Source organism: Cryobacterium sp. AP23, from assembly GCF_054075385.1.
Genome location: NZ_CM133415.1, coordinates 204,551 through 222,403, shown reverse-complemented (window position 1 = coordinate 222,403; position 17,853 = coordinate 204,551). Strand labels below are relative to the sequence as shown.

Genomic DNA, 17,853 nt, shown 5'->3' with positions numbered 1-17,853 from the left:
ATGCCCTACATCACCACAACCGACGGAACCGAGATCTACTACACCGAGCAGGGCACGGGCCAGCCCGTGCTGTTCAGCCACGGCTGGCCACTGTCGAGCGACGCCTGGCAGGTCGAGCTCAAGCTGCTGGCGGATGCCGGCTACCGTGCCATCGCGCACGACCGTCGCGGCCACGGGCGGTCGTCGAAGACCTACACGGGTAACGACATGGACACCTACGCGCAGGACCTCGCCGAGCTCGTCGAAGCCCTCGACCTGCACGACCTCGTTGTGATCGGGCACTCCACGGGCGGTGGTGAGGTGGTGCGGTACGCCGCCCAGCACGGTGCGGGCCGGGTCGTGAAGGTCATCACCGCCGGGGCCGTTCCCCCGCTGATGCTGAAGACCGACAGCAACCCGGAGGGCACCCCGATCGAGGCGTTCGACGGCATCCGCGCCGGGGTCCTTGGCGACCGTTCGCAGTTCTGGAAGGACCTCTCCGAGGCGTTCTTCGGCGCGAACCGCGAGGGCTCCTCGGTGTCGCAGGGCGCCAAGGACGACTTCTGGCGCCAGGGCATGCTGGTGAACCTCGCCGCAGCGTACGACTGCGTGAAGGCGTTCTCGGAGACCGATTTCACCGAGGACCTCAAGGCCCTCGACGTGCCGATCTTCATCGCCCACGGCGACGACGACCAGATCGTGCCCATCGCCGCCGCGGCGCTCAAGACCGCTGAGCTGGTCAAGGACGGCACCCTCAAGGTCTACCCGGGTGCTCCGCACGGCATCTACGGCGACTACCAGGCCGCGCTGGACGCCGACATCCTGGCGTTCATCGCCAAGTAACCCGCCACCCCAGCAGAACAGCACCCGCGGATGCGGCGGCCACCTCGGCCGCCGCATCCGCCCGGTCAGGCCGGTGTGGCCAGCGCGGCGAGCAGCCCGGCCGGTTCGTCCGGGGCGGTCAGGGTCAGCCCGAACTGACGGCCGCTGGTGAGGTTCACGACGAGGCCGGGGCCCGAGCGCAGGATCACCGCCGAGCGGCCGGCCTGCACCCGGTAGCCCCAGCCGCCCCAGCGCAGGGCCTCGAGGTAGTCCGCGTGCACGGTCTCGATGGCGCCGAGCGGGATCGTGCGGATCGGGATGCCGAGCGTGCCGGACGAGACCAGCAGTCCGCGGGCATCGATCCCGACCTGGATGCGGGCGAAGGCCACGCTGGCCAGGGCCACGATCGCCAGGCTGCCGGCGCTGATCAGCGCGGCGGGGTTGGTACCACCGGCCAGCAGCGGCCCGAAGAGCAGGGCAATCGCGGCAACGCCCAGGGCGGCCGCCAGCCAGGCGAAGAGCGGTGCGACCTCGGTGTGCGACCAGGACGCCGTCCGGTCCACGGCAGTGTCCGTGCCTGGAGGCGCGGCGTCGGGATGCGCGGGGTCGGCGCGGTTCGCTGCGACGGCGTGCTGCGACGGGGCCCAGGGAGACGCCAGCAGGGCGGCGATGCCGCCGTAACCGCAGGCCAGGATGGACAGCAGCGGCCAGCCGCCCACCTCCGGTTCGGCGGGACCGGCGATGATGGTCGAACCGGCGCAGACGAGCCACACGCTCGCGGCCAGGCCGCCGACGAATCCGCTGGCCAGGAAGATCGTGCGCCGGTTGGCTGCCGCGCCGGCGGGAAGGGCGAACACCGCCCCCACCCCGGCGGCCAGGCCCAGACCCACGGTGATCGTGAGCACGAGCCAGGCGGCGGCGGTCGAAGTGACGCCATCGGTCCCCCACTGGGTGGGAAGGTCGGCGGGCAACCGAGCGAACCAGAACACGGCCGTGAGCACGATCCCGAGCACGGGAAGCCAGAGCGAGGCGACGGCCGCGATATCGCGGGGACGGGTGCGGCCCGGGTCCGGTATCGCCGCCGACATGCCGCTGATCCCCATACGATCCCCCGATCGGTCCGCCGGAAGCCCGTGCCGCCGGTGTGACGTCCAGCTTAGGTCGACCAGCAGCGTCCACCGAAATGGCCGGTGGCGGCGTGCTTCAACCGGCTCGGCGGGACGCGGCGGCGATGCCGGCCACCACGAGCAACAGGCCGATGCCCACGACGGCGGTGAGCAACCAGGTGGTCAGGTCGAGGCCGCCGGGAACCAGTTCGCGGGCGGCGAAGTAGGCCGCCACCGCGAGCATCATCGCGCCCCACAGGATGGTCGGGAACAGTGGCCGCCGTTTCGCGGGGGAAACGGGAACCGCGGTCGGGGCGGCCGGGGTCGCGGCAGATGCCGTGCCGGCGGTCGAGGTGTCGGGGTTCGGGGTGGTGTCCGCGGGCGGGGTGTCAGCGGTCGGGGTGGTGTCGGCGTCGGTCATGACGTTCTCCTAGCGCAGGGCCGGCTCGGCCGGCTGGTTGATGGTGACCTGGCCGAAGCCCGTCCACACTCGAACAGTTGTGACGCCGGTTCCACTGCCCTCGGCGACGACGCGGTCGTCGTGGAACAGCAGCCCCCCGCGGTCGATGCCGGGCTCGCCGGGGGCGCCGTAGTCGATCCCGCCGGCCAGGGTGCTGGCCTGCACCTCGACGGTGCGGTTCTCGGGGAGGATCAGCTCCGTGTCGCCGAAGGCCAGCCAGACGTCCACGGTGCGGTCGATGCCCGACGGGGTGCTGTCGATCCCGGTGAGGTCGATCGTGGGCGCCCCGGCGATCATGGCCAGTCCGGTGGGTTGGTCGGTGTCGTACTGCCAGGTGGGGTCGCCGAAGGTGATCACGTCGGTTCCCGCCGGGATGAACGCGGTCCACGCCATGCTCACGACCAGGGCGATGCTGAAGAAGTTCAGCCAGCCGCCCTCCTTGCCCCGGATGCCGGCGACCACGATTCCCAGCGCGACCACGGCGAGCGCGGCGGAGGCGCCCACGAGGAAGGCGGTGTTCGACCACGTTCCGTCGGCCACGAAGGACGCGGCGACCGCTCCGGCGCTGAGCGCGATGCCCGCCACCACGGAGACGAACCCGGCGCCCAGCTGACGACGGCGGTGCATCGTGCGGTACCGGTCCGGGTCGTAGGCCGCGGCCGGGGTCGCCGGTCGGGGGCCGGAACCGTACGGCGCGTACGGCGTGGGTCCGGACGGGGTGGACCCGGCCGCGCCGGACCGGCCGGTCATGTCATCCCACAGCGATGGTCCGGGCGGGGTGCTTCCCGGCGTCTGGCCATCCGCCTGACCCTGTGTCTGGCCCGTCGAGGACGCGGTGGGCGCCTCTGGCACGGGCGGGATCGGCGGAACGAAGGTCGCGGTCGGCGTCGGCGTCGCGGTCTGAGTCGCGGTCTGGGTCGGAGTCGAGCTCGCGGTGTGGGTTTGGGTCGGGGTCGCGGGCGGCGCCGAGTCCGGCGCAGTGTTGTACACCGGCGGGTTGCGCGGCGACGGCACCCGCTTGGCGATGTAGATCACCAGCAGGATGATGCCCACGGTGAGCCCGATGGCCCAGCTCGTGCGCAGCAGCACCTCGAGCCACCCGGGCATGCCCCAGATCTCCGGCGGTCCCTGCCACCAGATGCCCTGCATCCACGGGATGAAGGTGAGCAGCAGCAGCGCGCCGACGGCGATCATGGCCGGCTCGAAGACCTGGCGTGCGGCCTGCTCGACCAGGCTGCGTCCGGACTGGTCGGGCATCAGTGCCCAGCCCACCGCGTAGAGGAAGAAGATCGGTCCGCCGAGGATCGCGATGACGACGGCGATGCCGCGCACGATCAGCGGGTCGAGTCCGGTGCGCGTCGCGATCGCTCCGCACACGCCGGCCAGCCAGCGGTCGGGGCCGCGGACGAAGCCCAGGCTCCGCACCCAGTCGAAGAACACGGCCCCGCCAGGGGGCTTGGGCTGCCCGGTGGCGCCGGATGCGGCGTACGGGTTCCCGGGGTTGGTGGTGGACGATGTCTCGGTCATGGCTCCATCTTGCTGCGCCCCACTCGCCCCCGGCCATGGGGGATGACCCTGATAACACCCTGAGCCGGCGAATAGGGGTGCGAACAGCAACTCCATGGGTGCTTGGATGGTGCTGTGACCACAGTGCGTCCCACCGACCCCCGCTTCACCGGGCAGCTCGTGCGGCCGCGCCTGCGCATCGTGGCGGGCGTGTGCGCGGGGTTCGCCCGGCACTCCGGCCTGCCCGTCACCGTCGTGCGCACCGTGACCTTCGTGCTGGCCCTGTGCGGCGGCGCGGGGGTGCTGCTGTATGGCTGGTTGTGGGCCACGACGCCTGACGAGGCCGCGGATGCAGCCGGCGACCGCGCGGGTCGGCATCCGCTGCCCAAGGCGGCGCTCACCAGCCCGGGCCCGGCGACGGCCGACGCTCGGGTGGCCCCGGACCTGCCCTCCGTCACCCCCGCCGGTTCGCGTGAGGCCCGGCGCGCGCCCATCACCGAGATCCTCCTCGGGCTGGCGCTCGTCGCCACGGCCGGTGCCCTGATCGCCGACCGGCTCGGCGCCGACCTGCCCCTGGACGCCATCATCCCCGCGATCGTGGCCCTGGCCGGAACGGGCTTGGCCTGGCGGCAGTTCGCGGAGCTCCGCAGCGGGGCGGGTCCGCGCAGCTCGGGCATGCTGGTGCGGGCGCTCGGCGCGCTGGTGCTCGTGGCCCTGGGCATCCTGCTGTTCTTCGTCACCAGCGAGAACCCCAACGTCTGGACGGTTGTCGTGGCCGCCGTGTCGGTGCTCGTCGGCGTTGCCGTGGTAGTGGCGCCCTGGGCGGTGCGGCTCACCCGCGACCTGTCCGATGAGCGCGCGGCGCGGGAGCGGGAGGCCGAGCGGGCCGAGATGGCCGCTCACCTGCACGACTCGGTCCTGCAGACCCTGGCCCTGATCCAGCAGAAGGCGGGCCCGCACTCCGATGCGGCCCGGCTCGCCCGCGCCCAGGAGCGCGACCTGCGGGAGTGGTTGTTCACCGGAACGGCGAACGGACCCGTCGACCTGGCCACTGAGCTGCGGGGCATCGCGATCACGCTCGAGCGGGACTTCGCGGTGCATGTCGACGTGGTCGCGGTCGGGTCCGTCGACCGTGAGGTGCCCGAGGCGCTGCTCGCGGCGGCGCGGGAAGCCATGCTCAACGCCGCCCGGCACGCCGGAGGCAACGTCTCCGTGTATGTCGAGTCGTCGGCCAGGGCCATCGAGGTCAGCGTCACCGACCGGGGGCCGGGTTTTTCGATGGCCACGATCCCCACCGATCGCTGGGGCGTGCGTGAATCGATCCTGGCCCGGATGCAGCGGGCCGGCGGCACGGCGACCGTGCGACCCGGCCCAGGCGGCACCGGCACCGAGATCCGGCTGACCCTCCCCCTCGACGTCCAGGAGGACACCCCATGACCGACCCAGCCGGCGCCGCACCATCCGCCTTGACCCCCGATGAGCTCACCGTCGTCATCGTCGACGACCACTCGATCTTCCGCTCCGGCCTGCGCTCCGAGCTCGACCCGGCGCTTCGGGTGCTGGGCGAGGCGGCGACCGTCGACGAAGCCGTTACCGTGGTCGTCGCCCAGCAGCCCCGGGTGGTGCTGCTGGATGTGCACCTGCCCGGCGGCACCGGCGGAGGCGGCGCAGAGGTTATCCGCGCCGCCGCGCCGCTCGCGCCGTCGACGCTGTTCCTCGCGCTGAGTGTGTCGGATGCGGCGGACGACGTGGTCAGCGTCATCCGTGCCGGCGCCCGTGGGTACATCACCAAGAGTTCGTCCGGGGCCGAGGTGTCGGAGGCCGCCCGGCGTGTGGCGGGCGGCGACGCCGTGTTCTCCCCGCGCCTGGCCGGCTTCGTGCTCGACGCCTTCGGGGCGGTCGCCGGTGAGACCGCGTCCACGACCGACGAGCTCGACCGGCTGTCCGCCCGCGAGCAGGAGGTGATGCGGCTGATCGCCCGCGGTTACGCCTACAAGGAGGTCGCGAGCGCGCTCTTCATCTCGCCCAAGACCGTCGAGACCCACGTGTCGGCGGTGCTCCGCAAGCTGCAGCTCTCCAGCCGGCACGAGCTCACCGCCTGGGCGACGGCGCGCAAGCTGCTCTGAGCGACCTGGATCCGCGACATCCGGGCCGAACCCAGCCGATGCATACCCGTCACGACCTACCTCACCGGCGGGGAATGACCGGTCAGGGCGTGGCGAACCTCTGCACGAAGGCCTTCATGATCGTGGCCGGCTCGGTGACGGCGGAGGCGTTGATGGCGGCGATGACGTCGTCGTAGGCATCCGGCTCGAAGTAGCCGTTGTCGTGGTAGACCCGCAGCCGGGTGAGGATGCCGGCCTGGGTGAGTTCGGGGTGGAACTGGGTGGCGTAGACGTTCTGGCCCACCCGGAAGCCCTGGACCGGGCAGCTGTCCCCCGTCGCCAGCAGCACCGCACCGGTGGGCAGCACGGTGCAGGCTTCCTTGTGCCCGACGAAGGCCTCGAAGCTCGGTGCGAGCCGGCCGAAGAGCTGGTCGGCCGCGCCGTCCGGGGTGAGGCTCACCACGATGGGCCCGGCCGGCTCCGACCAGGTGTCGTCGACGACGCCGTCGAGGAAGCTGCTGAGCAGGCCGATGCCGTAGCAGGCGCCCAGGAACGGGTAGTCCTTGGCCACCACATCGGCCAGCAGGCCGGCGAGTTCCCGCTCCACCCGGCGCTGCACGGCCGACTTCGTGTCCTCCGGGTCGCTGGCGTTGAACGGGCTGCCGCCCACGATCACACCGGAGTAGTCATCGAGCGTGATCGGCGGCATCGGGGCCGCCTCCAGGCGCACCCGGTGCAGTTGTTCGGGCGCGAGGTCGCCCGCGGCGAGGAAGCCGGCGTACTCATCGTCGGCGGCTTCGTCTTCGAATCGGGTCGCCAGCAGCAGAAAGGGCTTCACGGCCCCATGCTACCCATGCCAGCGGCCCACGGCCGGATGTGACGACCCGCGCCGGTCTCGCGGCAATCGTGAATCCCCGTGCCGATCCATCCCGCATCCGCCCGGCCAGCAGGTAGATTTGAGCCAATGAACAGTCAGCCGGACACCAGCGCGCCCGAGGCCATCGCCACCCCGTACGAAGATCTGCTTCGCCTGGTTCTCGAAACCGGCGCGAACAAGGCCGATCGCACCGGCACGGGCACCCTCAGCGTGTTCGGCGCCCAGTTGCGCTTCGACCTCAGTCAGGGTTTCCCGCTGATCACCACCAAGCGGGTGCACTTCCCGTCGGTCGCCTACGAGTTGCTCTGGTTCCTGCGCGGTGAGAGCAACGTGGGCTGGCTGCAGGAACACGGTGTGCGCATCTGGAACGAGTGGGCCGACGAGCAGGGCGAGCTCGGCCCGGTCTACGGCGTGCAGTGGCGCTCCTGGCCCACCCCGAACGGTGAGCACATCGACCAGATCGCCCAGGTCATCGAGACCCTCAAGACCAACCCGGATTCCCGGCGCATCATCGTGTCGGCGTGGAACGTCGCCGACATCCCCGACATGGCGCTGGCCCCGTGCCACGCCCTGTTCCAGTTCTACGTCGCCGACGGCAAGCTCTCCTGCCAGCTGTACCAGCGCAGCGCCGACCTGTTCCTCGGCGTGCCGTTCAACATCGCCAGCTACGCGCTGCTCACCCACCTCGTCGCCGCGCAGACCGGCCTCGAGGTGGGCGACTTCATCTGGACCGGCGGCGACTGCCACATCTACTCCAACCACCTCGAGCAGGTCACCGAGCAGCTCAGCCGCACGCCGTTCCCGGCGCCGCAGCTGAAGATCACCACCGAGCGCGACAGCATCTTCGACTACGAGTTCGACGACCTCGCGGTTGTCGACTACGTGCACCACCCCGCGATCAAGGCTCCCGTTGCCGTCTGAGGCTGGGCCGGCTGCGCCGATCGGGCTGATCTGGGCGCAAGCCGTCAACGGGGTCATCGGCGACGCCGGCACCATCCCCTGGCGGCTGCCCGAAGACCTCGCCCGGTTCAAGGAGCTCACCCTGACCGGCGCCGTCGTGATGGGCCGCCGCACCTGGGACTCGTTGCCCGAACGGTTCCGCCCGCTGGCCGGCCGGCACAACATCGTCATCACCCGCCAGCCGGACTGGAGCGCCGACGGCGCCACCGTCACGCATTCCCTCACGGACGCCCTGGCGGCCGCTGGGCCCGGGCCGGTCTGGATCATCGGCGGCGGCGAGGTGTACCGGCAATCGATGCCTCTCGCCGACCGTCTCGAAGTGACCGAAGTCGACCTCAACGCCGACGGTGACACCGTCGCTCCAGCGGTGGATGCCGCCTTCGCCCAGATCGCTGCCGGTGACTGGTTGACCTCCCGAACCGGTCTTCGCTACCGCTTCGTGAGTTACGAACGCGTCCCCGCCTGACCAGCCTGCACGAAGCGGGTCGAGGTCAGTCGTCGTGGCGGGCCCGGCTGGGCTGCACCCGCGGCGGCTCCCCCGGCATCTTGGGGTAGTCCGGCGGGAACGGAAGCTCCCCCAGCCCATCGGCCAGGTCGCGCTCCCACCACTCCAGCAGGGTGTCGATGCGGCCGGGCGCGGCGTGCATGTCGGCCCAGGGGTCACCGACGGTGCGCAGCCGCTCCGGCACGGTGAGCACGGTGTGCTTCCGGGGATCGGTGCTCTCGAGTTCGTCCCAGCCGATCGGGCAGGAGACCGGCGCGTGCGCCAGCGCGCGCGGGCTGTAGGCGCCGGCCATGGTGCGGTCCCGGTTGGCCTGGTTGAAGTCCACGAAGATGCGGCTGCCGCGCTCCTCCTTCCACCAGTTCGTGGTCACCGTCTTCGGCAGCCGTCGTTCCACCTCGCGGGCCGCTGCGATCACCGCGTGCCGCACGACCTGGAACTCCTTCGTGGCCTCGATCGGCGCGAACACGTGCAGCCCACGGTTGCCGGAGGTCTTGACGAACGCGGTGAGACCGGCCTCGGCCAGCACCGCGCGCAGCTCGATCGCCACTGGGATGGCGTCGTCGAAGTCGGTGCCGGGCTGCGGGTCGAGATCGATGCGCAACTGGTCGGGGTTGTCGGTGTTCTCCGCCCGGGAGGGCCAGGGGTGGAACACGACGGTGTTCATCTGCACCGCCCAGACGGCGCCGGCCGGTTCGTCGATGACGAGCTGCGGATGCGTGCGCCCGCTCGGGTAGACCACGGGCACCGCCCGAACGAACTCGGGTGCTCCCTTGGGCGGGTTCTTCGAGAAGAACTGCTCACCGTCGATGCCGGCCGGGAACCGCTGCAGCGACACCGGCCGGTCACCGTTCGCCGCGACGAACGCCTCCCCCACCTCCACGTTGTACCGGGCGAGGTCCAGCTTGGTGATGCCGTCATCCGGCCACAGCACCCGGCTCGGGCTGGACACTCGCATGACCCGCTCCCCATGCGGCCCGGCAACGGCAATCTCGGTAGCTTCACTAACCATGTCGCCCAACCTAGTACCGCGACCCGTGACTTAAACCCCTGAATCGTGCGATTTTTGTTCTCACGGCTCGCGGCCGTGTTAGACCCGGAAGTTGGGTGTGGGGGCGTCGATGGTGTCGATGGGACCGGAGGGGGTCGCGGCGGAGACCCGGACCGAGAAGGTGCGTTGCAGGTCGGTTTCGGAGTCGACCGGCGGCTGCGCCACGTTGATGGCGCCCAGCCACACGTCGAGACGCTCGGCGCCACCGTTCACGCTGACCCGGGTCGCCTGATCGGGGTAGGCCGCTTCGAGGTCAGCCGCGGAATCACCGACCTGAACGCCGTCGACGGCTTCCAGGACGACGCCGTTCAGCTCCCCGGCGGTCACGGATACCCGGTACTCCGGTTGCTCCTCAGGGACGGTCGGGACATCGCTGTCGATGATCTCGAAGCCGGGCCAGGTGTACGTGACACCCGGGTAGCTCTCGATCCCGCCCGCCCAGACGCCTTCGGTCGGAGCCTCGCCGAAGACTGTGCTGAGGGCGTCGACGGTGTCCGCGGTGGGAACGAAGTAGCTGAAGCCGTCCATGCTGTTCTCGCGGGACCTGATCGTGATGGCTTCGGCGGAGATCACGACGCTCGCGACACCGGCCGTCGGGGTGGCGCTCGGCGTCTCGGTGGGTTCAACTGGCTCGCTCATTCCCGCACACCCCGTCAACCCCCCGACCAGCGCGCCGATCACAGCGGCAGTGGCGATGAAACCAGCAGATCTATCCCGACCTGAACTCATATTCACAGGCTATTGAGATTCGCCTCGACCGGGGCGACCGGACGCCCCCAATTGACGGGTGACGTCGCCGAGGGCGGATGGCGCGGCGCACCATAATGGGACGGTGATGAGAGAACGCCGCACGGTCGGTGAGCCGATCGATGCGCCTGTGAGCGCACGATTCGGGCGCCCATGAGCGCGGGCCGACGCGCCGCGGACCCTGCCCCGGCACGGCCCCGGCAACGCACCGTCGTCGGCGTCCTGGTGGCCGGACAGATCCTCGGCGGCATCGGCATGGGCGCCACGCTGTCCCTCGGCGCCCTGTTGGCGGCCGAACTCTCCGGCTCCAGCGCCTGGTCGGGAATGGCCGCCACCATGAGTACCCTCGGTGCCGCCCTGGTGGCGGTGCCGCTGGCGCGCCTGGCCCAGGCGCGCGGCCGCCGCCGTTCTTTGGCCGCCGGTTCACTCGTCGCCGGCCTGGGCGCGGCCCTGGCGATCACCGCGGTTGCCGTGGACGTGTTCCCGCTGCTGCTCCTTGCGCTCATGCTGCTCGGCGTGGGATCCGCCGCCAACCTGCAGGCCCGGTTCGCGGCCACCGACCTGGCAAGCAGTTCCACCCGTGGCCGTGACCTGTCGATCGTGGTGTGGTCGACCACGATCGGGGCGGTACTCGGGCCCAACCTCTTCGGACCCGGTGAGGCGGTGGGTGCCGCGCTCGGACTGCCGCCGCTCACCGGCGCGTTCGCGTTCTCCCTCGCCGCCACGGTGGGGGCTGCCCTCGTCTACACCGTCGGGTTGCGACCCGACCCTCTCCTCACCGCACTCGCCGAACGCGGCGCCGACCCGGACGCCGCCTCCCGCCGTGGCGGGCTCGCCCTCGTGCGCGCGAACCCCGCCGCCCGCTACGCGGTGGCCGCGATCGCCCTCAGCCACGCCACCATGGTGGCGTTGATGTCGATGGCGCCGGTGCACCTGCGCGACCACGGCGCCTCCCTCACCATCGTGGGCTTCACGATCAGCCTGCACGTCGCGGGCATGTACGCCCTGTCCCCCGTGTTCGGCGCCCTCGCCGACCGGGTCGGCCGGATGCCGGTGATCCTGGTCGGCCAGGCCATCCTGTTGGGCGCACTGGTGACGTTCTGGCTCGCCGGCGAGTCGGCCGTCGCCATGACCGTCGGCCTCATCCTGCTCGGGCTGGGCTGGTCGGCATCCGTCGTCGCCGGGTCGGCCCTCATCGCGGATGCGGTCGGCGTGCACGATCGCGCGCCGCTCCAGGGCTTCTCCGACCTGTCGATGAACTCCGCCGGGGCCCTCGCCGGGGCCCTGGCCGGACCGGTGCTCCTTCTCGTGGGCTACTCAGGCCTGGGCCTGGTCACCTGTGTCCTCGTCCTCGTGGTCCTCGCCTGGACCCTCCGCCGACTCCGGCCGCGAGCCGTGACCTGAACCCCACAAATCGCGAGATTTCGGGGCTCAGGTCACGGCTCGGCGGACTAGATTGTGTCGCTTGTGGCGGTACCGGTGGGGGCGGGGACGGTTGCGCCCGCGGGGGCGCCGGCGATGTTCACCATCCAGGCCACGCCGAACTGGTCGACACACATGCCGAAGCTGTCACCCCACGGGGCGACCTCCAGCGGCATGGTCACGGAGCCGCCGCCGGCGAGCTTGTCCCAGTAACCGCGCAGCTCGGCGGCATCTTCGCTGGCGCCGCTGAGCGACACCGAGAAGTTGTTGCCGGGCGTGTACTCCATGGCGTTGGGCGTGTCCGCGGCCATCAGGGACAGGCCGGTCGGGGTGGTCAGAGCGGCGTGCATGGTCTTTTCCTGCTCACTCGGGTCTTCGCTGGCGTGGAACTCCCCGAAGGTGCTGCGGGTCAGTTCACCGCCGAAGACCGAGTGGTAGAACTCCATTGCTTCCTTGGCGTTGTCGCGAAAGCTGAGATAGGGGTTGAGCGTGACACCCATGATCGTTGTTCTCCTCACCGCGCGGACATCGACGTCCGCGCCATCGTTGTGAATTTCGGCTACGGGGTCGATTATCGACCGGTCGCGCCGGATGCGCGAGGCATGTCCCGGCATACCTTCAATTCAAGTGCGTCTTCAGTTCCAGTGCGCCGTCAGTTCCAGTGCGTCACGGCGAGCGCGAGGCTCGCCTCGTCGCCCAGCAGCCGGGCGGCGACATTCGGCAGCGGGATCACCGGGTGCCAGCTGCCGTCCGCGCTGCGTCCCGTGGCCCAGTCCAGCGTGTTCGACAGTTCGGCCATGCCCGGTCGTTCGGTGAGCGTGCTGTTCCACTCCCACAGGATGCGGGTGAGCGCCCCGGTCTCGCTGAGCATCACCTCCACGATCAGCGAGTCCTGCCAGTCACCGATCTGTTCGAGGTGCTCGCCGAACCCGAAGATCCCGCCCCGCTCCTCGAGGGAGAGCAGGGTGATGTCGAGGGCGTAGCGCGCCACATGCTGCGGATTGGGGATCAGGAACACCGTGATCAACGGCACCGGCGACATCGGCGTGGGGATGTGCTTCGCCTCCGCGTTGAGGTCCACCGGGCAATAATGATCGGCCGTCTGCTCGTGGATCAGCACCGGCAGCTTGCGGATGGCCAGCCGCACCTCCGCCTGCCACACCCGGGTGTCTTCGAACGCCAGCCCGCGCAGTCCGATCTCGACCCGCAGGGTGCCGAAGAGGAACCGCTTGAGGTTCTGGTAGACCTCCTCCGAATTGACCAGCCCGTACCGACCGGAGTGCGCCCGGTGCACGTAGGCCCGCGCCGATCCCACCACATAGGCATTGCGGATGGCCACCAGGCCGTCGCTCTGCACCCCCATCAGCGCGCTCGACAAGCCCAGCGCCACGTCGTAGTCGCGCGCGTTGGTGCCGACGATGCTGAGCACCCGGTCGGGCGTGAAGGCGCCGCTCAACCGCCGGGTGTCCCCGCGGGCCGGCCCAGGCCCATCCGTCGGATAGAGGTATTCGCGCATATACTCCGGCGCGAAGATCCGCGACCCCTGCGGGCCGAACGTATTGATGATCCACCCGCCGATCGGTCCGCCCAGCTTCGGGTCGATGCCGCCATGCGGTGTGCCGATGGTGCACAGCTTCGACACCGAGTCGCGCGGATTGGCGTAGTTCACCTGCAACGCCGTGCGGCAGATCAGCCCGCCCATCGAGTGCGCCACGAGGTAGACCGGCGGGTGGGCGGCGGTCTTCTCCCGCACCAGCTCGATGAAGTCGACCAGGCCCTGGGCGGCAGAGCGGATGTCGTACGCCTCCGGCGGGGTGCCGAACGTGCCAGCGGCCGCATCGTAGAACCGGTAGATCCACACCGAGTCCGCGCGCAGCGAGTTCGGCTCGGCGTCGAGCAGCACCTGCTGCTGGCTGCCCTCGATGCGCACCTCATAGCCCTGGTCCTTGATCAGGCGGATCAGCGGCCCCTCGTACTGGTGGAAGCGCGGCGTGCCGTTGGCGCCCACCCGCACGTGCACCGACCCCTCATTGAGCCCGTAGAACGGGTCGTCCGCGGCCGTATCGATCGCCCCCTGGCCGCCGGCGAACCCGCGCACGTAGATGATCGGAAGCCGGTCGCCCATGGCGTTCTCCGTTCTGTGCCGGTCACGATTCAGCTGATCAGGTGGTCCGGGCACCCTCGAACCGCTTGACGAACGCGAGGGCCGGCTCGGCCACGTCGCGCCATCCGCTGTCGATCACCAGGGAGTGCCCACGGCCGGGAATCTCGGTGATCTCGGTGATCCCCTCGTTCCTGGACTGCAGCTTGTAGCTGGCCCGGGTGATGGCCAGGGGCACGGTGTTGTCGTTCGCCCCGGCCAGCACGAGCAGCGCACCGCGATTGGGGTTCTTGGTGTCGACCCTGGTCTCACCGCCGAACGGGTTGAAGTTCGCCACCGCGGCCTGGAACAGCGGAGCCCCTGACGCCGGCACGTGGTACTCCGCGTACAGGTGCTTCGCCTCGGCCACGTCGAGGTTGTTCGCCCAGCCGTACTGGAACTGTTCGAAGGTGAGCGAGATCGCCTTGCCGCGATTGCCCGGGTTGCCCAGCACCGGGGAGGCTGACTTGAGCGCGGAGGCCGGTAACGGCAGCACACCCTTGAACGGTGCGTTGTCGATCGCGACGGTGGCGAAGGCCACGCCCTCCCCCGCCAGCTTCTGCGCGATCAGGCCGCCGAACGAGTGCCCGATCACCGCGGGCGTCAGGGTGAGGCGGGAGATGGCTTCGAGGTAGTGGTCGGTGACCTGCTGCACCATCTTGTGGGCGAAGGCCTCCGGTTCCTCGAATGCCTCGTCCACCGTGCGGGGGTCATCGGGCCAGCCGGGCGCGATGGTCGTGAAACCGTTCGCCTCGAACAGGGCGCGCCACGGCTTCCAGCTACTGGAGAGGAGCCAGAGCCCGTGGACGAAGACAACCGGGGTGAGACCGGATGCGTTGGCCCGGTCGATCTCTTCCACCTCCCAGGGGGCGAGGGTGGGTGCTTCGGGTGCGGCCATGTCGACGATCCTCTCTGTCTGGGAATTCTGTTCAGGAATCTGGGGAGCAGCAGCGCAGGTTTCGTACAGGTCGTGAATAGCCGGGATGACCGCCGAGCGCAAGGGCTCGACTACGCTGACGGTCAACCCGCCACCCCGCCACCCCCTGCGAAGGACGCCCATGGACTACATCGCCACACTCGTCGCCGATGCCCACGCCACCAAGCCGGAGGCCCTCGGCATCATCGCCGCGGCCCTGGATGCGCCGGTGCAGGACGCACACACCGCGCACCCGTTCGTGGCCCTGCCGGGCGGCAGCCGGGTGGAGGTGGACATCCCCAAGTTCGGGGAAGCCCCGCCCCTGGCCATCGACGTGTATGACCCGCGCGGTGAGACCGAGGCGCGCGCTGCGGCCGAGGAGTTGCTCACGGTGCTCGCCGCCGCCACCGTCTGGCCGCTGCACCACCTCCACGACTGACGCCCAACTCCATGCGTACGCACGGGTTTTTCCCGTAGCGTGGGGGCATGAGCAATCTGACCCCTAGTACGCTGCGTCCGAGTTACGTGGAGCCCGGCAAGGACTTCGACCGCGATACGAACTACATCGAAGATCGCATCACGCGGGATGGCCGCGACGGCTGGCCGGTGGAAGCCGGCCGCTACCGACTGGTCGCCGCCCGCGCCTGCCCGTGGGCGAACCGCACCGCCATCGTGCGCCGGCTGCTGGGCCTGGAGCGGGTCATTTCGCTGGGACTGCCCGGACCCACCCACGACAAGAACAGCTGGACGTTCGACCTCGACCCCAACGGGGTTGACCCGGTCCTCGGCATCGAACGCATCCAGCAGGCGTACTTCGCCCGGTTCCCCGACTACCCGCGCGGCATCACCGTACCGGCGATCGTGGACGTGCCCAGCGGCAAACTCGTGACCAACAACTACCCGCAGATCACCTTGGACTTCGAAACCGAGTGGGTGGAGTACCACCGGCCCGGCGCCCCGGACCTCTACCCGGAGGCCCTCCGCGCCGAGATCGACGAGGTCGCCAACCTGATCTTCCACGACGTCAACAACGGCGTGTACAAGTGCGGGTTCGCCGGCAGCCAGAAATCCTACGAGCGGGCCTACACGACCCTCTTCGCGCGCCTCGACTGGCTGGAAGAGCGCCTGTCCACCCAGCGCTACCTCGTGGGCGACACCATCACGGAAGCCGACATCCGCCTGTTCACGACCCTCGCCCGGTTCGACGCGGTCTATCACGGCCACTTCAAGTGCAACCGCAACAAGCTCAGCGAGATGCCGGTGCTCTGGGCCTACGCCCGCGACCTCTTCCAGACCCCGGGGTTCGGCGACACCATCGACTTCGACCAGATCAAGCGGCACTACTACGTGACGCACAGCGACATCAACCCCACCGGCATCGTGCCGCTGGGGCCGGATGCGTCGGTGTGGCTCACCGCGCACGGACGCGAGAGCCTGGGCGGCCGGCCCTTCGGCGACGGCACGCCGCCGGAGGCGCCGCTCGAGGCCGAGCGGGTCCCCACCCTCTGACCCCGCAACACGACTGACTGACACACATCCGGCCTTCGTTGGCGAAACGAAGGCCGGATGTGTGTTTCAGCGAGCGGTCAGCGGGCGAGCCAGCCGCCGTCGACCGGCAGGGTGATGCCGTTGATGTAGTCGGATGCGCTGCTGGACAGGAAGACGGCGGCACCGACGAGGTCGGAGGCCTCGCCCCAGCGGCCGGCGGGAATGCGGTCGAGGATCGCCTTGGACCGCTCACCGTCTGCCCGCAGGTCCTTGGTGTTGGCCGTGGCGATGTAGCCGGGCGCGATGGCGTTCACGTTGACGCCGGAGACGGCCCATTCGTTGGCCAGCGCCTTGGCCAGGCCCACGATGGCCGACTTCGAGGCGGTATAGCCGGGCACGTTCACGCCACCCTGGAAGCTCAACAGGGAAGCGGTGAAGATGATCTTGCCGTGGCCGCGGGCCACCATGTTCGCGCCGACGGCGCGGCTGAGCACGAACTGCGACGACAGGTTCACGGCGATCACTTCGTCCCAGAACTCGTCCGAGTGCACGGCGGCCGGGGCCCGGCGGATGGTGCCGGCATTGTTGATCAGGATGTCGGCGTTGAGGGCGGCCAGCTCGGTGCCCAGGGCGGTGATCGCGTCCCGGTCGGCGTAGTCGGTGTCGTACGGGGTGAAGGTGCGGCCGAGGGCCTCGACCCGCTGGGACACCTCGCTGCCGGTCATCGGCATGTTGACGCTCACGCCCACGATGTCGGCCCCGGCCGCGGCCAGGCCCTCCGCCATGGCCAGCCCGATGCCGCTGCTGGCCCCCGTGACGATGGCCACCTTGCCGGTGAGGTCGAAGGGGTTCGCGGTCATGGTGGTACTCCTCTGTGAGTGGTGAGTCGGTGAGTTGTGAGTCTGTGAGTCTGCGCCTGATTGGCCGCGAGTCACTGGGCGACAATCCGCCCGACTGTTCTGCTCCACGGAATAGTGTTCCGTCACAGACCACTCTAGGGGGTTCATCCCTCCGGCGCGACCCCAATCGCATACTGGGCCGCCGCCAGGTGCAGATTCCCCGCGCCGGCTCGCTTCCGACGGACCCCATCCCCTCGATACACCCTCGGAGTTCTGGCAGGTGCATCGCGCGGACCGTCCGGCGGAACGATCGCCCGCCCCGCTGCAGACCGACCCGCCCTCATCGGCGTCCCCACAGACGCATCCGCAAAATAGGATTCGGTGCGTTTCTGAGGACGCTGGGGCCGCAAGAGTCCTCGTAACGTCGCTATTTCCTGTTTTCCGCACCACAGGATGCCCGCGGGAACCCCTCCGGGTACGGCGTTTCCGGTGTCGCCGAGATTAAGCTGGTGCCATGAAGCTGACCCGGATCGACCCGCCCGATCGGAGCTTTTCCCGCTGGCTGACCGACGTCGAAGTGGGCCAGGTCCTGGCCCACAGCCGCGGCTGGCGACTGGGCAGCGATGGCAGCGTCGTGGCGGGCACGCTCCGCAAGATCACCATCGCCCCGTCGCTCGCCGCCCTCGGCGGAGCGGCCGCCGCCAACCGGTGGATCAGCCGACCGGCCGCGGCGGGCAGCGACGGCAGCGGACCGACCCACGTGATGTGGGGGGTGTTCGAGGCCCGCCCCGACGCCGAGGTCGCCGCGCTGGTCGAGCAATCGGTGGCGCAGCCGGACCACTAGCCAGCGTATTGACCGACTGGTCATTGACCGGGTGATCAATGTAGGGTCAGGGTATCGCTCGACCCCTCCGACCCACCGAAAGCCGCGCC

At 69.9% G+C, this 17,853-nt stretch carries 19 protein-coding genes; 9 read left to right on the top strand and 10 right to left on the bottom strand.

Annotation, left to right across the window (positions count from 1 at the left end):
- Positions 1 to 822: an alpha/beta fold hydrolase gene (locus ACU5E9_RS01045; RefSeq protein WP_456811803.1), complete on the top strand. Its 822-nt coding sequence runs from the start codon at positions 1 to 3 to the stop codon at positions 820 to 822.
- A gap of 65 nt (positions 823 to 887) precedes the next feature.
- On the opposite strand, the gene ACU5E9_RS01040 is transcribed toward ACU5E9_RS01045, so the two are convergent.
- From ACU5E9_RS01040 to ACU5E9_RS01030, 3 genes are all read right to left on the bottom strand, one after another.
- Positions 888 to 1,904, bottom strand: coding sequence for a hypothetical protein (locus ACU5E9_RS01040; RefSeq protein ID WP_456811802.1), 1,017 nt, complete (start codon positions 1,902 to 1,904; stop codon positions 888 to 890).
- A gap of 100 nt (positions 1,905 to 2,004) precedes the next feature.
- Positions 2,005 to 2,328: a hypothetical protein gene (locus tag ACU5E9_RS01035; RefSeq protein WP_456811801.1), complete on the bottom strand. Its 324-nt coding sequence runs from the start codon at positions 2,326 to 2,328 to the stop codon at positions 2,005 to 2,007.
- 9 nt (positions 2,329 to 2,337) lie between these two features.
- Entirely contained in the window at positions 2,338 to 3,894 is a 1,557-nt protein-coding gene (locus tag ACU5E9_RS01030) for a PspC domain-containing protein (RefSeq protein ID WP_456811800.1), read from the bottom strand.
- 114 nt (positions 3,895 to 4,008) lie between these two features.
- Between ACU5E9_RS01030 and ACU5E9_RS01025 the strand changes: the two genes are divergently transcribed.
- Both ACU5E9_RS01025 and ACU5E9_RS01020 read left to right on the top strand, forming a co-directional pair.
- The gene (locus tag ACU5E9_RS01025; protein ID WP_456811799.1) at positions 4,009 to 5,310 is read left to right on the top strand and encodes an ATP-binding protein; all 1,302 of its coding nucleotides are present in this window, start codon (positions 4,009 to 4,011) and stop codon (positions 5,308 to 5,310) included.
- A complete protein-coding gene (locus tag ACU5E9_RS01020; RefSeq protein ID WP_456811798.1) occupies positions 5,307 to 5,999 on the top strand; it encodes a LuxR C-terminal-related transcriptional regulator in 693 nt (230 codons plus the stop codon). Before ACU5E9_RS01025 ends, ACU5E9_RS01020 begins: the two co-directional genes overlap by 4 nt.
- An 82-nt stretch (positions 6,000 to 6,081) precedes the next feature.
- Here ACU5E9_RS01020 and ACU5E9_RS01015 read toward each other — a convergent pair whose 3' ends face one another.
- Positions 6,082 to 6,816: a glutamine amidotransferase gene (locus tag ACU5E9_RS01015; protein ID WP_456811797.1), complete on the bottom strand. Its 735-nt coding sequence runs from the start codon at positions 6,814 to 6,816 to the stop codon at positions 6,082 to 6,084.
- Between the two features lie 126 nt (positions 6,817 to 6,942).
- Between ACU5E9_RS01015 and ACU5E9_RS01010 the strand changes: the two genes are divergently transcribed.
- On the top strand, positions 6,943 to 7,776 hold the full coding sequence (locus ACU5E9_RS01010) for a thymidylate synthase (RefSeq protein ID WP_456811796.1): 834 nt from the start codon (positions 6,943 to 6,945) through the stop codon (positions 7,774 to 7,776).
- Positions 7,766 to 8,281, top strand: coding sequence for a dihydrofolate reductase (locus ACU5E9_RS01005; protein ID WP_456811795.1), 516 nt, complete (start codon positions 7,766 to 7,768; stop codon positions 8,279 to 8,281). Before ACU5E9_RS01010 ends, ACU5E9_RS01005 begins: the two co-directional genes overlap by 11 nt.
- Positions 8,282 to 8,306: 25 nt before the next feature.
- Here ACU5E9_RS01005 and ligD read toward each other — a convergent pair whose 3' ends face one another.
- Positions 8,307 to 9,329: a non-homologous end-joining DNA ligase gene (ligD, locus tag ACU5E9_RS01000; protein ID WP_456811794.1), complete on the bottom strand. Its 1,023-nt coding sequence runs from the start codon at positions 9,327 to 9,329 to the stop codon at positions 8,307 to 8,309.
- Positions 9,330 to 9,407: 78 nt separating this feature from the next.
- Positions 9,408 to 10,007, bottom strand: coding sequence for a hypothetical protein (locus ACU5E9_RS00995; RefSeq protein ID WP_456811793.1), 600 nt, complete (start codon positions 10,005 to 10,007; stop codon positions 9,408 to 9,410).
- A 261-nt stretch (positions 10,008 to 10,268) separates the two neighbouring features.
- Here ACU5E9_RS00995 and ACU5E9_RS00990 point away from each other — a divergent pair, with 261 nt between their 5' ends.
- The gene (locus tag ACU5E9_RS00990; protein WP_456811792.1) at positions 10,269 to 11,519 is read left to right on the top strand and encodes an MFS transporter; all 1,251 of its coding nucleotides are present in this window, start codon (positions 10,269 to 10,271) and stop codon (positions 11,517 to 11,519) included.
- A 47-nt stretch (positions 11,520 to 11,566) separates the two neighbouring features.
- Here ACU5E9_RS00990 and ACU5E9_RS00985 read toward each other — a convergent pair whose 3' ends face one another.
- From ACU5E9_RS00985 to ACU5E9_RS00975, 3 genes are all read right to left on the bottom strand, one after another.
- A complete protein-coding gene (locus ACU5E9_RS00985) occupies positions 11,567 to 12,037 on the bottom strand; it encodes a VOC family protein (protein WP_456811791.1) in 471 nt (156 codons plus the stop codon).
- Between the two features lie 152 nt (positions 12,038 to 12,189).
- Positions 12,190 to 13,662, bottom strand: coding sequence for an esterase/lipase family protein (locus tag ACU5E9_RS00980; RefSeq protein ID WP_456811790.1), 1,473 nt, complete (start codon positions 13,660 to 13,662; stop codon positions 12,190 to 12,192).
- 37 nt (positions 13,663 to 13,699) lie between these two features.
- Positions 13,700 to 14,575: an alpha/beta hydrolase gene (locus ACU5E9_RS00975; protein WP_456811789.1), complete on the bottom strand. Its 876-nt coding sequence runs from the start codon at positions 14,573 to 14,575 to the stop codon at positions 13,700 to 13,702.
- A 160-nt stretch (positions 14,576 to 14,735) separates the two neighbouring features.
- On the opposite strand from ACU5E9_RS00975, the gene ACU5E9_RS00970 reads away from it, so the two are divergent.
- A complete protein-coding gene (locus tag ACU5E9_RS00970) occupies positions 14,736 to 15,032 on the top strand; it encodes a hypothetical protein (protein ID WP_456811788.1) in 297 nt (98 codons plus the stop codon).
- Between the two features lie 47 nt (positions 15,033 to 15,079).
- Positions 15,080 to 16,102: a glutathione S-transferase family protein gene (locus ACU5E9_RS00965; RefSeq protein ID WP_456811787.1), complete on the top strand. Its 1,023-nt coding sequence runs from the start codon at positions 15,080 to 15,082 to the stop codon at positions 16,100 to 16,102.
- 77 nt (positions 16,103 to 16,179) lie between these two features.
- Here ACU5E9_RS00965 and ACU5E9_RS00960 read toward each other — a convergent pair whose 3' ends face one another.
- Complete coding sequence (locus tag ACU5E9_RS00960) at positions 16,180 to 16,941, bottom strand: SDR family oxidoreductase (protein ID WP_456811786.1); 762 nt, start codon at positions 16,939 to 16,941, stop codon at positions 16,180 to 16,182.
- A gap of 493 nt (positions 16,942 to 17,434) precedes the next feature.
- Here ACU5E9_RS00960 and ACU5E9_RS00955 point away from each other — a divergent pair, with 493 nt between their 5' ends.
- Entirely contained in the window at positions 17,435 to 17,764 is a 330-nt protein-coding gene (locus ACU5E9_RS00955) for a hypothetical protein (RefSeq protein ID WP_456811785.1), read from the top strand.
- The last annotated feature ends 89 nt before the right edge of the window (positions 17,765 to 17,853 follow it).